Below are 14,598 nucleotides of genomic sequence, written 5' to 3' on the forward strand. Positions count from 1 at the left end.
CAAGATAGCGGTAATGAAGACCCCGAACAACCAGGTGGTAATGAAGAAGGATCAGAAGACCAGGATAACTCGAATGGACAAGGCGGAGGCAGTGAAGATCCAGGACACTCAGGTGGAAGTGGTGGAGGAACCGAAAATCCAGATAAGCCAAATGATCATGGTGGAAGTAGTGAGAATCCAGGACACTCAGGTGGAAGTGGTGGAGGAACCGAAAATCCAGATAAGCCAAATGAGCATGGTGGAAGTAGTGAGAATCCAGGACACTCAGGTGGAAGTGGTGGAGGAACCGAAAATCCAGATAAGCCAAATGATCATGGCGGAAGTAGTGAGAACCCAGGACACTCAGGTGGAAGTGGTGGAGGAACCGAAAATCCAGATAAACCAAATGGCCAAGGCGGGGGTAGTGAGAATCCAGGACACTCAGGTGGAACTGGTGGAGAAACCGAAAATCCAGATAAACCAAATGGCCAAGGTGATGGATCCGGAACTCAGGATAAACCTAATAACCAAGGTGGTGGCCTTAAACCATCAAATAATTCAGAGAGACCCAGTAGTAGTAACGAACCGTCAGGACCAGTAACAAATAACCATGGCAATTCAAATCAAATCGCCAATAGTAATATAGGCACAAACCATACGAATTCAGACAATACTTCGAATAATCATTCAAGCTATAGTACAAATAACAGTTCGTACGTTTCTGATTCAAATCGTGCTGACCAGCCTAATGTACAACAAGAGAAACCACCTAACCAGCATCTGGGCGCAAATAATCACCAATTAATGTCTAGATTTAATCAAATGACAACTGGCTCTTTTAAATATAATCCATTCGTACTAAATCAAGTTAAGCAATTAAGTAGTAATAAAGAAAAAGTTTCTGATAGTGAGATAACAGCGGTATTAAGAAAACAAAATTTTGAAGATAATGCATTTTTAAATGAATTACAAAAAGATACAAATTATTTTAAATTTCAATATTTTAATCTATTGAAATCCAGAGAATATTATAAGAATTTAGATAAACAAGTATTGGCTTTGATTACTGGTGATATAGGGTCAATGCCAGATTTGAAGAAACCAAAGAATAAAAATGCTTCAGGTAAGTATGAATATCATGCAAGTAGTGATGAAGAAATGACACACACAAAAGATGAAGATACGAGAAACACTATCGACGTGAAATTCGAACGAACATTATTTGCGTTAATTACAGCGATGATAATCATTTTTATTGGTGTTGTTGTCGGTTATTTTGTTCGCCGTAAAAATAATAAATACATTAAAAGTAAAGCATAATAAAAAGGGAAGTGCGTCATAGATGACTACGACGTACTTCCCTTTATGTATCTACATTATAAAAATTAATAAATGAAATATAAAAGATGTTGATTCTTGAAGTTCTTTAATTTTTTCTGGACCAATCAATACTTGTATGATGACAACAAAACCATTCTGCATCATATGCACTAAAATAGGTACCCATATTCGTTTAGTATATACATACAATGCTGAGAAAATAAATCCCATACCAAAGTAGATTATAAAAAAGGAAGGGTCAGCATGTGCTGCACTAAAAATGACGGAACTTACAATGGCTGCAATTAAAAACCTTATTGTTTTATTTGCATTTATTAAATTGTAAATTTCACCAAAGATAACTTTTCTGAAAACAAATTCTTCAAGTATTGGACCCACGATTGAAATTAAGATGATGAATAATGGGATTTCTTGTGCCACTTTCATCAATCTCTCAGTATTTGGGCTTGATTGAGGGGCGCCAAACACATACATATTAATCATACCTGCTATGACTTGATAAATCATGACTACGAAATAGCCAACAATTGCCCAAACAATAACGTAGCGTTTCTTTTTTTTCGTTTGTTGCTCTAATCGGGTAGGATTAGAAATAAAGTTGTTGATAAGAATAATTAAAAAAGCAGCTACAATAAATAAGCTAACTTGTGTATAAATATTAGCATAGAGCAGTTCTTTACTACTTAAATTGTTAAATAGGTCAGCCGCATGTAAAATAACAACTCCGAATTGTGCTAACCCATAAATAACTAATGTCAATATGGACACCCATAAACGAGACATAATGAACCTCCAAAAAATTTAATTATATTCTATTTTATCGCAAAATCACTGTTTATACAAAATTAAGCCGATAATAGTTTTAACTTGAAATGTTGACCAAATTTGATTATTATAGAAGTACATTAGCACTCACTAACTTAAAGTGCTAACATTTTAAACTTTTGAGGAGGAACGAAAAATGTTAAAGCCATTAGGTAACCGAGTAATTATTCAAAAAACAGAGCAAGAGCAAACAACTAAGAGCGGTATCGTATTAACCGATAGTGCTAAAGAGAAATCCAACGAAGGTACGATAATTGCAGTAGGTGCAGGACGTATTTTAAAAGATGGTTCTCGTGTTGCTCCTGAAGTAAACGAAGGCGATAATGTAGTATTCCAACAATTTGCTGGAACAGAAGTAAAGCGTGGAGACGAAACATATTTAATCGTTAACGAAGAAGACATATTAGCAATTATTGAATCGTAATTAATATATAAACAAATTTTAAATAAATAATAATTATTACAGAAACATCATGGAGGTATAAGAATTATGGCGAAAGATTTAAAATTTTCTGAAGACGCACGTCAATCAATGCTCAAAGGCGTAGACAAATTAGCAAATGCCGTTAAGGTTACAATTGGTCCTAAAGGACGTAATGTCGTATTGGATAAAGAATATACATCACCACTTATCACTAATGATGGTGTAACGATTGCGAAAGAAATTGAACTAGAAGATCCATATGAAAATATGGGAGCTAAATTGGTTCAAGAAGTAGCAAATAAAACAAATGAAATTGCTGGTGATGGTACTACAACAGCTACTGTATTAGCGCAAGCAATGATTCAAGAAGGTTTGAAAAACGTAACAAGTGGTGCAAATCCCGTTGGTCTAAGACAAGGCATCGATAAAGCTGTCGATGTTGCTATAAATGCGTTACACGAAATTTCTCAAAATGTAGACAATAAAAATGAAATTGCACAAGTTGGTTCGATTTCAGCAGCTGATGAAGAAATAGGTAAATATATTTCTGAAGCTATGGAAAAAGTAGGTAACGATGGCGTTATTACTATTGAAGAATCTAGCGGTTTCAATACGGAATTAGAAGTAGTAGAAGGTATGCAATTCGACCGTGGTTATCAATCACCATATATGGTAACAGATTCGGATAAAATGGTGGCTGACCTTGAAAAACCATATATTTTAATCACTGATAAAAAGATTTCATCTTTCCAAGACATCTTGCCGTTATTGGAACAAGTTGTACAATCAAATCGTCCTATTCTAATTGTAGCCGATGATGTAGAAGGTGATGCATTAACAAACATCGTACTTAACCGTATGCGTGGTACATTTACTGCTGTTGCCGTGAAAGCACCAGGTTTCGGAGATCGTCGTAAAGCTATGCTAGAAGATTTAGCTATCTTAACAGGTGCGCAAGTGATTACTGATGACTTAGGTTTAGAATTAAAAGAAGCTACAATGGACATGTTAGGTACTGCCAATAAAGCTGAAATTACAAAAGATAACACAACAGTCGTAGATGGTGATGGAGATCAAAATAGTATCGATGCACGTGTAAGCCAAATTAAAGCTCAAATTGAAGAAACTGATTCTGAATTTGATAAAGAAAAATTACAAGAACGCTTAGCTAAGTTAGCAGGTGGTGTTGCTGTAATTAAAGTTGGTGCAGCGAGTGAAACAGAATTAAAAGAACGTAAATTACGTATTGAAGATGCATTAAACTCTACAAGAGCTGCAGTTGAAGAAGGTATTGTAGCTGGTGGTGGCACAGCATTCATGAATATTTACGATAAAGTCGCTTCAATTGAAGCAGAAGGCGATGTTGCAACAGGTATTAATATTGTATTGAAAGCATTAGAATCACCAGTTCGTCAAATTGCTGAAAATGCTGGTTTAGAAGGTTCAATTATTGTCGAAAGACTTAAAAATGCCGAAGTTGGTGTTGGATTTAATGCCGCTACAAACGAATGGGTGAATATGTTAGAAGCGGGTATCGTTGATCCAACAAAAGTAACACGTTCATCACTTCAACATGCTGCAAGTGTCGCTGCAATGTTCCTAACTACAGAAGCAGTAGTTGCTAATATTCCAGAAGAAAACAATAACGATGCACAAGCTGGTATGGGCGGCATGCCAGGCATGATGTAAAAAGACCAATGAACGTTGATTTAAAAGCAAATCAATTATCCAACGGTCATAATTTGGGTATAGAAATTTTAAAATAATTCTTTTGAGGCGTTTTCATGAGGTTACTAATCTTTGGAAGCGTCTTTTTTATTAATTCAACCATTTGATATGTAAAGGGCTATAACAATGATTGAATAGTCTTGTAAATATTGTGTTTTAATTGTAATAAACTGCAATTCAATACATAATAATATTGTAGTTAAAGGAGGTATATATGTTATTTGTGCTAGATGTAGATGGAACTATTTGTTTTAATGGAAAGTTTATAGAACCAGAATTACATAGAGAAATTAATAGGTTAGAAACAGAACACCAAATCATATTTGCATCTGCTCGTCCAATAAGAGATTTAGTTCCAGTAGTTAAAGATTTTAAGAATCATCTTTTAATTGGTGGTAATGGATCGATTATATCTAAAAAGAATGATATTTCAATAATAGAACAAATTCCGCAAAATGAATTCACAGAGATTAAGAAAATTATTAAAGAGAATTGTATAAACTATATTATTGATGGAAAATTCAATTATTCAGCACATGTAAATCCGAAGAACAAAATTTACAGGCAATTGGATCCAGATAAATTGGCTAATAATGTTAGTATGGATCAAATTAAGAAACCTATAAAGATTATATTAATTGATGTACCTGAACAATTATATACGAAATTAGAAAAAATTTTTCAAAAGTATAATGATTGCTTATCTATTAATTATCATAAGAAAGATAAAAACATAGATATAACTGCTAAAGATGTTAATAAGTTTTCTACGTTAAAAAAGGTAATAGGAAATCAAACTTATATAGCATATGGGAACGACATAAATGATTATGAATTACTTAAAAATGCTAAAAAGTCTTTTTATGTAGGAAAAGGATTAGAAGAAATAGATTTTGATAATATAGAATTAGTAAATAACAACGCTACTTCTGTAGCAAAATCATTACATTGTTTTTAACTTACAGTTATAGAATTAATTTAGGATAAACAAATGGTGATGGAAATTCAAAATAGATATTTAGTATTTTCATTTAGAAATTTAGTATGTCAAAATGAAATGAAGTTTTAACTTATAATATTTGAAATTATAACAATGAAATGAATAATTTTTAATCGATTAGGGTAAAGTATGTGAGTATAATTAGTAACGGTTTTTATACAGTTAGGTTATGTTTCTAATTTTTTAATTAAGAAGGGAAGTCAAAATATGACAAAACCAACAGTTTATGAGATTATCGATACAGGTGTTAATTATCTTTTGTCTGGCTATGACAATTGGAGCAATGAACAAGTATTAGATGATAAAATTGCTGCCTTTCCCAATACAATTCATTGGCAGTATGGACATGTGCTAACTATTTTTGAAAGTGCGTTGTCATTATGCGAACAAAATGAAATTGATATTACTAAATACACTAGTTTATTTGGGTACGGTTCTTCACCTGATAAATGGGGAGATAGCGATGTACCTTCGATTGATGAAATATTTAAACATATAAAGACATTGCCTGATTGTGCTCGAAAACTTACGGATGAGCAATTAGAACAAGAACTTACAGAGACAATAGCGGGTTGTAGTACTTTAAATGAATTATTAGTACTTAATGCTATTCATATTCCGTTACATGCTGGAAAAATTGAAGAAATGTCGCGTGTACTTAAACAACAGCAATAGAAAAAGGGAGCATGTCATTTGAGACATGCTCCCTTTTAAATAGAATAATTATTTTTGTAAATCTGCAATTGCTTTTGCAATAGAATCAAACACATGTGGAATATCATCTTTTTCAACACAACTAAATGCGATTCTAATATCTGTATCATTAAGTGCGATGATGCCGATAGAATATTCATTGATGAGATGTAAGCGTAATTGTTCAGGGTCTACACCATGAACTTTTAAAGCCATGAAGTAACCTGAATTAAAGTCGTAAGCTTTCCAATATGGCGCGTATCTCGTGTCATAAACGACTGCTTTAGTAACTTCATATCTTGCTTGTAAAGTATCAATATTTTTCTGAATTTCTTTTTCGAATGTGTCAGCGTGTTCTAATACATACTTGACTGCGCTTTGTGATGGCATTGGGCCACTTGAGATATTACTTCTGATGAGTCCTTTTACTTTTGCCTCTAGAACTTGTTTGGTTGTTTCATTTGATACACCAAAACTTATGAAACCTACGCGTAAACCCCAAGCGAAGAATTCTTTTGTTGCACCATCCAATCTAATAGGCAATAAATTATCTAAATGTAAGTTAGTCAAGGCAGTAAATAATGATTGCGTATAGACATCTTCGTAGAATAATCCGTAATAAGCATCGTCTATTAAAGCAATTACATTAGTACCTCGTTCAGCTAAAGATTTAATAGCGCTAACAATTGTTTTCACTTCATCTGTGGTAGGTGTATAACCTGTCGGGTTGTTGGGATAATTTAAAATCAGTACTACTTTATCTTTCGTGTAATTTTCCAATGTTGCAACTAAGTTCTCGGTAGTGAAGTGACCGGCATCATCAAAAATATCATAAGTTTCGATATCGGCACTATGTCTAGTGCTATAAACTAATTTATAGTTTCCCCAATTATGTGTAGGTAATAAAATTGTATCGCCACTATCTATGAACATATCTGCTACTATTGATAACCCGTGTGTCAATGCATTTGTAACTATTGGTCTTGTCATATCAGCTACATTTAAATCAGGATTTTCTTTAAGCATTTTTTGTTGCCATAAATCACGTAAGGGTTCTATACCTTGTGGTGGGGCATACGGAAAGATTTCATCTGGATCTAAATTTGAAAATACACCATTTAAAGTATCAGCATACATTTTACTGTTTTTATAAGTTGCCATACCGATTGTCGCATTATATTTCGTGGATTTTGCTTCTGCAGATTGAGATAAAATACCTTTTGGATAATACATTAATTTTCCTAGGTCAGATAGCATATCTGCAATTTCGGGGTTTGATTTAGATAATTGTTCATTTAAATCTAAAGCTAAAGGATTCATATGTAGGTCAACCTCTCTTTTACTATTTCAATGATATCTTTATATTATCTTGAAATAGCTTAAAATTAAAGTTAAGTGACTATAATAAATGAAAATTTATAAAATCTACACTTTTATACGAACATATGTTCTGTTTTATGTTAGAATATGAATAGGCCATCGAATTCCTACATGGTACTTTTTTCTGTGGGAGGTGTAATATGATCACGTGGTGGCAAGAAATGATTACAACTTTATTAACAGGTAGCTTACTTGTTGTTTTCCGTGTTTGGCTAGAAAGTAAATGGAAAGACAAATAGGTGGCCTTACACAAAAAACCCCAAGTCTGTTGGCCCAGACTTGGGGTTGTGTAATATAATCCGTGGATACAATTACAATTTTATCATCCGTAATAAAATACTGCAATCAATTTATTTTATTACGGATATAACTCACGTAAATAAAACAGTTATTAGGTTTCAAGTAGAGAGGCTTAGTATTCACTCACAAAATTTGATACAATGATGTTATTTGAGGTGAAGAGATGAAACATTTAACAAAAATCTTTGTAATTATTGCTATCGTCTTATTCATTGTTGGCTATTATTTACAGGCAACTGGACAAGAAGATTCAGGAATTAAATTGCTAATTGCGGCAATTATGTTTATGGTTTGTGCGTTTATTAATAGAAATAATAATAGACGTAAGAAGAAAAATCAAAAATAAAAATACAAAAACTATAATTAGGATGATGCTAAGTTCACATGAAGCGAATCCTTAATTATAGTTTTTTTTGAAATACTTGATAACAATGCGCGTAAAGGTATTAAAATAAAAAATAATAAAATGTATGCAATTAATTAGTAATTTGTTCTTTACAAGTGTGTATATATTGTATATATTGTGTATATACAGTTGTAGGGGAGGACGTCCATGAAAATACTCTTAAAAAATAATAGTGAACGGCCTATTTATGAACAAATTAAGCAACAAATTAAGGAGAATATTTTAAAAGGCTATGTTGCTCCAGGAGAACATTTACCGTCTATGAGAGAATTAGCACATGATTTAAGTGTTAGCGTTATAACTACGAAACGTGCGTATGAAGATTTGGAAAAAGATGGTTTTGTTTATACTGTTAGAGGAAAAGGTACTTATGTTAAAGAGCAAGATAGTTCAATTTTAAAAGAAAAACAATTTATCGTTATTGAGTCATTAGCTAAATCAATGAGTAACGAAGCAAAGACGATTGGGATGTCCCTCTCTGAATTGCAAGAAATCATAGAGCTGATTTTTGAGGAGGGCGAAGAATGAACGCAATCGAATTAAATGCTGTTAGCTATCAGCATAAAGAATTCAAGTTAAATGACGTTTCTTTTCGAGTTCCTCAAGGATTTGTGACTGGATTCATTGGAGCCAATGGTGTGGGTAAAACCACGATAATTAGATTAATAATGAATTTGATTGAACCAAATAACGGTCAAATACTTTTATTTAATAAAAGTATGAGTCATCATGCAGTAGAACTAAAAAATAAAATTGGTTTCATTTATTCTGAATTATATTTAAATGATAAATGGACTGTAAAAAAAATCGAATCATATATTGCACCTTTTTATAGTCATTGGGATGATACGCGTTTTGATTTTTTTCTTGAAAAATTCGATTTACCGAAAGATAAGAAAATCAAATCATTTTCTACAGGTATGAAAATGAAACTATCAATCGCGATTGCGTTTAGTCATCATGCAGAACTATTTATTCTAGACGAGCCGACTTCTGGTCTTGATCCTATTGTTAGAAATGAAGTATTGGATGTTATTCAAGAAGAGTTGATAGATGAAAATAAATCAGTCTTTATTTCAACGCATATCATCTCAGATTTGGAAAAAATTGCTGACTATTTAGTATATATCAAAGATGGAGAAGTCATTTTAAATCAATTTTTAGATGATATACTAAACCAATTCCAAATTGTTAAAGGCGATCCAAAGCAACTAGATAATGAGTTAATTGATTTAACGCATTATATTGAATATAACCATACTGGTTTTACAGCACTAACGACACATGCTAATGTGTTCAAAGAGTTATTTGGTAGTGAAGTCGCAATAACAAATCCGACGATTGAAGAGCTAATGGTTTACCTCGAAAAAGGAAAAATTAAGAATAAGCATAGTAATGATGAAATGATATAGTGGGAGGCCATTAGATGAAAAATTTACTAATTAGAAATGTAAAGTTACGTAAATGGACAATCGTCATTTATGCCATATTGTTATTGATTTCCCCTTTACAATTAGTAATTGAGAACAATTCAATCATTACAAAAGTTATGTATTCTTTAGTTGCCATGATTTTATTATTTGTTTCTGTTCTTGATTCTGGTCATACATTCCGATTGAATAGTAAATTAGGTCATGCAAAGGCGTATGATTTTTTTGGTAGTCTACCAGTATCGAAAAAAGAGATGTTAAATGCAAACTATATCACGCTCATTTTATTCACATTAATTGGAGCTGGCATATTATCGTTATTCAATGTGCCGAATTCAAATGTAGCTGCAAGTGATATCAATATTGACATCACTTTACCGTATTCTTATATCGCTATTAACTTCTTTGCGATACCAATCGCATTTAAAAAATATAGTGAACAAAAATCGGAAAATATTTCTTATTTAATGTATTTACTTGTGATGTTACTCATAATTCCAATCATTGCCGTACTTGTAACATTAGCAGTACTTATGCTATTCAACATAAAGCTAACAATGCTTGATTACTTTGAACCAGTTTTTAATTATGGCTTTTTAGCATTAAGTATTATATTTTTAATAACAAATTATATTATTCAGTATAAAAAAGTGAATTAACTTTAAAAGGAGGCGCATTTATGCAATTAAAGAATATAACAAAAACCTATGGTAATAATAATGTTCTGGATCATATTGATTTTGATTTTGGTCAAAGTCAAATAGTTGGTTTAATTGGTAAAAATGGTGTCGGAAAAACGACACTAATGAAAGTAATGAACGGAAATATTATCAATTTTAAAGGGGATGTTAAGCTAGGTAATAAACAAAATGTTGGCTATTTAATTGAACACCCTAAATTGTATGATAATAAAACAGGTTTATATAATTTAAAACTCTTCGCTAACGTACTTGGCGATGGTTTTGATAAAAAATATGCGGATCAAATTATTGATGCGTTTGGTATGAGACCTTATGTTAAAAAGAAAGTGAAAAAATACTCAATGGGGATGAAACAAAAATTAGCGATTGCTGTCTCGTTAATGAATAAGCCCAAGTATTTAATTCTAGATGAACCAACAAATGGTATGGACCCAGATGGTTCTATAGATGTACTCAAAACAATTCAATCACTTGTAAAAGAGTTAGAAATGAAAATTTTAATTTCTAGTCATAAACTTGAAGATATTGAATTAATTTGTGATAGAGCGGTATTTTTACGTGATGGTAAATTCGTTCAAGATGTAAATATGAAGGAAGGTACACCGTCTGATTCTACAGTAATCATATTTGAAAAAGATGATTTTGAATCTGGATTAGCGTTCTTAAAAGAGAAATTTAATGTAATACAAACACAAGAAGCTAGCGGTGAAGTGATTATCAATGCACAAAGTAGCTACAAAGAAGTATTAAAAGGTTTAGCAAGCAAAGAAATTTTCCCTAAATTTATTGAAACACGTAAGAGTTCATTACGTGATACTTACTTCAATATTAATCAGAAAGGTGGCCAATAATGAATAGTTTACAACTCGTAAAATATGATATGTATAGTATTTTTAAAAGTCCATTAACATACTTAGCATTACTTTTGACTATTTTACCATTAGTCGGTTTCACAATATTATTTGTTCAACAGTCAGATGAAATAAATGGTAATACATTACTCTCAATTGGTAGTTGGTTCTTTTCAATTATGGGCTTACTATTTGTAATAAAAACAATTACACGTGATATTTCACAGGGAACGATACAGCTCTACATGAATAAAACATCAAGCCGTATCGGTTATGTTGTGGCAAAAGTTATTTCTATCATATTAATTGCAATTCTTATTACAGCAGTGCTTGTAGCATTTGTATTGATTGTCCAAGGTATCGTTGATGGGAAAAATATTACAACTAATAAAGCATTCGAATTACTTTGGTTCTTTTTAATGTTCCATTTATTCTTTGGATTATTGCTATATCTATTTTCACTTATTGTACCGAAAACAGCATTGATTTTTACACTCGGTATTTTCTTGGTGTTAATCGTTCCGTTCGCAGAGCCGTTTCTACCAATGATTCCGAAAATTGGTGACAATATCCAAGATTCATTAAAATATATACCGTTTAGCTATTTAACTTCTAAGACAACATCTGGTGACTACACATTCACAAATTGGCAATGGTTTATTACTTCAGCGTCAATAGTAATATTATTTATTGTAAATATTTTCTATTCTTCTAAGAAAGATATTTAAAATAATGATAACCGATATATAAGTCAAAATAAAAAAGACGTATGAATTTGCGGTTAAATCAGCATAATTCATACGTCTTTTAATTATTTAATGATTAATTTATCTAATATTGAGTCATATACATAGTTCCAAAGTTGAGAATCTGTTTTGTAACGGTTTGTCATGACAGCATGTGCTTCCGCAGATTTGTCTTCAAATGTAGGATCATCTTTCGAAGGTACATTCGAACGTGTCTCTTCAACAAAGTGTTGAACTTGTCTAGCGCGAGGGCCCCAAACCGTTTCTTGTTCAAAGTCGTCATTAAGAAAAACAAAAATAGGTATTGATCGAGCCGTACCATTTGTTAAATATTGATCTATTAAATTAGTGTTTTCATCACGATGGAATACACGAACTTCTAAATTTAAAGCTTCGCTAATATGTTTTAAGATGGGTAGATTCATCATCGCATCGCCACACCAATCTTCCGTGATAACTAACACTTTTGAATAATTTAATGATTTAATTTTTTCAATACGGTCATCAGATGAAGGTAAAGAGAAAGAGTTATATATTGATAGAACGTTCTCTTTGTTTTTAGTCATCACCTCGATATATTGATCAAGTGGTTGACTGTTTTCGAAATAAGTTTCTAAACTTGTCATAAGTATTTCCCCCTTTAGCTTATTAGATATTATTATATCAATTATTTTATATGAAAGAAAATTTTAAATACTTTGAAAAGTTATGTATTTAGCAGCATTCTTATAAGATGAAAGTGACAATTGCATATGCTATATTGATTAAGTAAATGGAGTTGAAAGTCTGTGAATAGGTATAAGATAAATAGATTGGTTATATTGAGTATTTTTTTGTTGATGGGTGTTGGCACTTTGCTGCTTGTAAATTATTTAAAAAGTGAACAATCCACTGATTTATCACATATTACTATTGACGATATGCACTTAAATTCAACAGTTGACAAGAATCAATTGATAGAATTTGATGATATTGTTTTGAAAAAATATAAATTTTATGAAAAATATAATCAACCGGACTTAGTATTTAAAGTTAATAAAGCTAATAACAAACTAAAAGGTATGTCACTTCTCAAAAACACTAAAGTTAAGACAAATTTTGGTGGGGAAATTGAAGGTCATGTTCAAGATGTTGTTCGTGAATTAGGCAATAACTATAAACAAAAAAAATTACGTAATTCGTATTATTTGATGACATATTATGATAAAAATAGTCATACAAAGTTATCTATTATGCACAAACATGATAAAATAAAAAAGATTGAAATTTACACAAAATAATAATTAAAGAATGGTGATTTTTTCAGATAATTGCCATTCTTTAATTTTACATAATATAAGAAGTCGACTCTAGAAATTGAATGGCGGTAGATAATTTGGATAAAATTACTTTTTTGAATGAACTTGAACAAGAACTGGATAATTTACCAAGGGCTGAGCGCGATAATGTAATGTATGAATACGAGCAATATTTTTTTGAGCAAGAACGTGAAGGAAAAAATGAATATCAAATCATTGGAGCACTTGAACCACCTAAAAAAATAGGTAAAGAAATAAATGCAAGAAGTGCAATTGTATCGGCAGAATATCGAACGAATGCTAGGACAATTTTAAGAGCTATCATGGCTTCTTTAGGTATGGGGATTTTATCACTAGTAATTATCCTAATACCGATGATATTTGTTGCTGGTTTTATGTTGCTATTGTTATTGGCTGCAATGGTCTTAGTAATCAGTCCATTGTTGCTTATCATTCATGGGTTGCTAAATAGCATGTTCAGCCAAGCGATTAGTAATTATTTGTTTGCATTTTCATTTAGTGGCTTAGGCATTGTGTTGTTTGTAATTATTGCGAAGTTGGCAGAACTGGTGTACCGCTTGATATTAAAATATTTACGCTGGAATATCAGAACGATCAAAGGAAGTGCAGAAGAATGAAGAAATTATTTTTGAGTGGTTTAAGTTTGTTCGTCGTCTGTTTTCTTTTAGGATGTATAATGTGGTTTGGCTTTGAAAAACAAAATAATAAAATAAATACTATAGATAAAACCTTTACCGATAAATCGATTGATTCTTTAAATTACAGAGGAATAACCACTAAAGTTAATATTGTAAAAGGCGATAAGTTCACGGTAAATTACAGAGGACAGTGCAAAGTTAATATAAGTAAAGAAGATAATGAATTAAGGGTTCATGAAATAAATGAAAAAGTAGATAATTATGGCTTGAATTTCAATCCATTCAGGCAAATATATGGTGAGGTTACTATAACAATGCCAAGTGAACAAATTGATGATATAAAAGTTTCCAATACTGTTAGAGAGGTTAATATACAAAATATAAATATCAAAAATGCGGATTTATCAATGACAGAGTCCAATATATCACGTGTTAACATTAATAATTCATCAATTGGAAAGTTAGTTCATAGAGGTTTGAAATCACCTGTTCATTTTAACCACAGCGAGATTTTAGACGCTAATATAAAAACAAATGATGCAAACATTACAGGACAACAATCATTAATCAAAGGTGGTGTGCTATCTGCTAAGGATGGTGTTATCAACCTAAGTAAGATGGATATTGATTCTGCTTTTAAAGCATCAACCCAGCATGGTGATATTAAGATGTCATATAATAAAAAGCCGGAAGATACGTTGCTTAAATTAAATCCTGAAAAAGGCAAAGCTAAGGTTAATAATCAAAGCTTTGAAAATGATAGAGTAGGTTCAGGTAATAACGTACTGGAATTCTATACTTTAGACGGTGATATTCATATCAATTAAAGTAGAGAGT

At 31.6% G+C, this 14,598-nt stretch carries 18 protein-coding genes; 15 read left to right on the forward strand and 3 right to left on the reverse strand.

The window, feature by feature from the left end; translation table 11 throughout:
• The coding region (locus BTJ66_RS13565) for an SdrH family protein (protein ID WP_099090382.1) at positions 1-1,299 on the forward strand (1,299 nt) is incomplete at its 5' end.
• Between the two features lie 51 nt (positions 1,300-1,350).
• Here the strand turns inward: BTJ66_RS13565 and mroQ are convergent.
• The gene (gene mroQ / locus BTJ66_RS07670; protein WP_099090383.1) at positions 1,351-2,103 is read right to left on the reverse strand and encodes an intramembrane glutamic endopeptidase MroQ; all 753 of its coding nucleotides are present in this window, start codon (positions 2,101-2,103) and stop codon (positions 1,351-1,353) included.
• A 178-nt stretch (positions 2,104-2,281) separates the two neighbouring features.
• Here mroQ and groES point away from each other — a divergent pair, with 178 nt between their 5' ends.
• The 4 genes from groES to BTJ66_RS07690 all read left to right on the forward strand — a co-directional run bounded on the left by groES (position 2,282) and on the right by BTJ66_RS07690 (position 5,972).
• Positions 2,282-2,569, forward strand: a complete 288-nt coding sequence (gene groES, locus BTJ66_RS07675; RefSeq protein ID WP_099090384.1) for a co-chaperone GroES — start codon at positions 2,282-2,284, stop codon at positions 2,567-2,569.
• Positions 2,570-2,635: 66 nt separating this feature from the next.
• Complete coding sequence (groL, locus tag BTJ66_RS07680; protein ID WP_099090385.1) at positions 2,636-4,258, forward strand: chaperonin GroEL; 1,623 nt, start codon at positions 2,636-2,638, stop codon at positions 4,256-4,258.
• 253 nt (positions 4,259-4,511) lie between these two features.
• A complete protein-coding gene (locus BTJ66_RS07685) occupies positions 4,512-5,255 on the forward strand; it encodes an HAD-IIB family hydrolase (protein WP_099090386.1) in 744 nt (247 codons plus the stop codon).
• A 249-nt stretch (positions 5,256-5,504) separates the two neighbouring features.
• Positions 5,505-5,972: a bacillithiol transferase BstA gene (locus BTJ66_RS07690; RefSeq protein ID WP_099090387.1), complete on the forward strand. Its 468-nt coding sequence runs from the start codon at positions 5,505-5,507 to the stop codon at positions 5,970-5,972.
• A 48-nt stretch (positions 5,973-6,020) separates the two neighbouring features.
• Here the strand turns inward: BTJ66_RS07690 and BTJ66_RS07695 are convergent, their stop codons facing one another.
• The gene (locus BTJ66_RS07695; RefSeq protein WP_099090388.1) at positions 6,021-7,310 is read right to left on the reverse strand and encodes an aminotransferase class I/II-fold pyridoxal phosphate-dependent enzyme; all 1,290 of its coding nucleotides are present in this window, start codon (positions 7,308-7,310) and stop codon (positions 6,021-6,023) included.
• 203 nt (positions 7,311-7,513) lie between these two features.
• On the opposite strand from BTJ66_RS07695, the gene BTJ66_RS13850 reads away from it, so the two are divergent.
• The 7 genes from BTJ66_RS13850 (at position 7,514) to pmtD (ending at position 11,786) form a co-directional block, all read left to right on the forward strand.
• A complete protein-coding gene (locus tag BTJ66_RS13850) occupies positions 7,514-7,609 on the forward strand; it encodes a Trp-rich small protein (RefSeq protein ID WP_099090459.1) in 96 nt (31 codons plus the stop codon).
• A 224-nt stretch (positions 7,610-7,833) separates the two neighbouring features.
• Positions 7,834-8,016 carry an SE1626 family protein gene (locus tag BTJ66_RS07705; RefSeq protein ID WP_099090389.1) on the forward strand — a complete coding sequence of 61 codons (183 nt, stop codon included), beginning with the start codon at positions 7,834-7,836 and terminating at the stop codon, positions 8,014-8,016.
• 207 nt (positions 8,017-8,223) lie between these two features.
• Complete coding sequence (pmtR, locus tag BTJ66_RS07710) at positions 8,224-8,604, forward strand: PSM export ABC transporter transcriptional regulator PmtR (protein ID WP_099090390.1); 381 nt, start codon at positions 8,224-8,226, stop codon at positions 8,602-8,604.
• Positions 8,601-9,488, forward strand: a complete 888-nt coding sequence (gene pmtA, locus BTJ66_RS07715; protein ID WP_099090391.1) for a phenol-soluble modulin export ABC transporter ATP-binding protein PmtA — start codon at positions 8,601-8,603, stop codon at positions 9,486-9,488. The genes pmtR and pmtA overlap by 4 nt, the downstream gene beginning before the upstream one ends.
• A 14-nt stretch (positions 9,489-9,502) precedes the next feature.
• Positions 9,503-10,165 (forward strand): phenol-soluble modulin export ABC transporter permease subunit PmtB, encoded by a 663-nt coding sequence (pmtB, locus tag BTJ66_RS07720; protein WP_099090392.1) that lies wholly within the window; start codon positions 9,503-9,505, stop codon positions 10,163-10,165.
• Positions 10,166-10,185: 20 nt separating this feature from the next.
• Positions 10,186-11,058 (forward strand): phenol-soluble modulin export ABC transporter ATP-binding protein PmtC, encoded by an 873-nt coding sequence (pmtC, locus tag BTJ66_RS07725; protein ID WP_099090393.1) that lies wholly within the window; start codon positions 10,186-10,188, stop codon positions 11,056-11,058.
• Positions 11,058-11,786, forward strand: a complete 729-nt coding sequence (gene pmtD / locus BTJ66_RS07730) for a phenol-soluble modulin export ABC transporter permease subunit PmtD (protein WP_099090394.1) — start codon at positions 11,058-11,060, stop codon at positions 11,784-11,786. The genes pmtC and pmtD overlap by 1 nt, the downstream gene beginning before the upstream one ends.
• Positions 11,787-11,869: 83 nt before the next feature.
• Here the strand turns inward: pmtD and BTJ66_RS07735 are convergent, their stop codons facing one another.
• The gene (locus BTJ66_RS07735) at positions 11,870-12,430 is read right to left on the reverse strand and encodes a thioredoxin family protein (protein ID WP_099090395.1); all 561 of its coding nucleotides are present in this window, start codon (positions 12,428-12,430) and stop codon (positions 11,870-11,872) included.
• 162 nt (positions 12,431-12,592) lie between these two features.
• On the opposite strand from BTJ66_RS07735, the gene BTJ66_RS07740 reads away from it, so the two are divergent.
• The 3 genes from BTJ66_RS07740 (at position 12,593) to BTJ66_RS07750 (ending at position 14,588) form a co-directional block, all read left to right on the forward strand.
• Entirely contained in the window at positions 12,593-13,084 is a 492-nt protein-coding gene (locus BTJ66_RS07740; protein WP_099090396.1) for a hypothetical protein, read from the forward strand.
• 80 nt (positions 13,085-13,164) lie between these two features.
• On the forward strand, positions 13,165-13,740 hold the full coding sequence (locus tag BTJ66_RS07745) for an HAAS signaling domain-containing protein (RefSeq protein WP_238597611.1): 576 nt from the start codon (positions 13,165-13,167) through the stop codon (positions 13,738-13,740).
• On the forward strand, positions 13,737-14,588 hold the full coding sequence (locus BTJ66_RS07750) for a DUF4097 family beta strand repeat-containing protein (protein ID WP_099090398.1): 852 nt from the start codon (positions 13,737-13,739) through the stop codon (positions 14,586-14,588). Before BTJ66_RS07745 ends, BTJ66_RS07750 begins: the two co-directional genes overlap by 4 nt.
• Positions 14,589-14,598 lie beyond the last annotated feature (10 nt).

Source organism: Staphylococcus edaphicus, assembly GCF_002614725.1.
GTDB lineage: Bacteria > Bacillota > Bacilli > Staphylococcales > Staphylococcaceae > Staphylococcus > Staphylococcus edaphicus.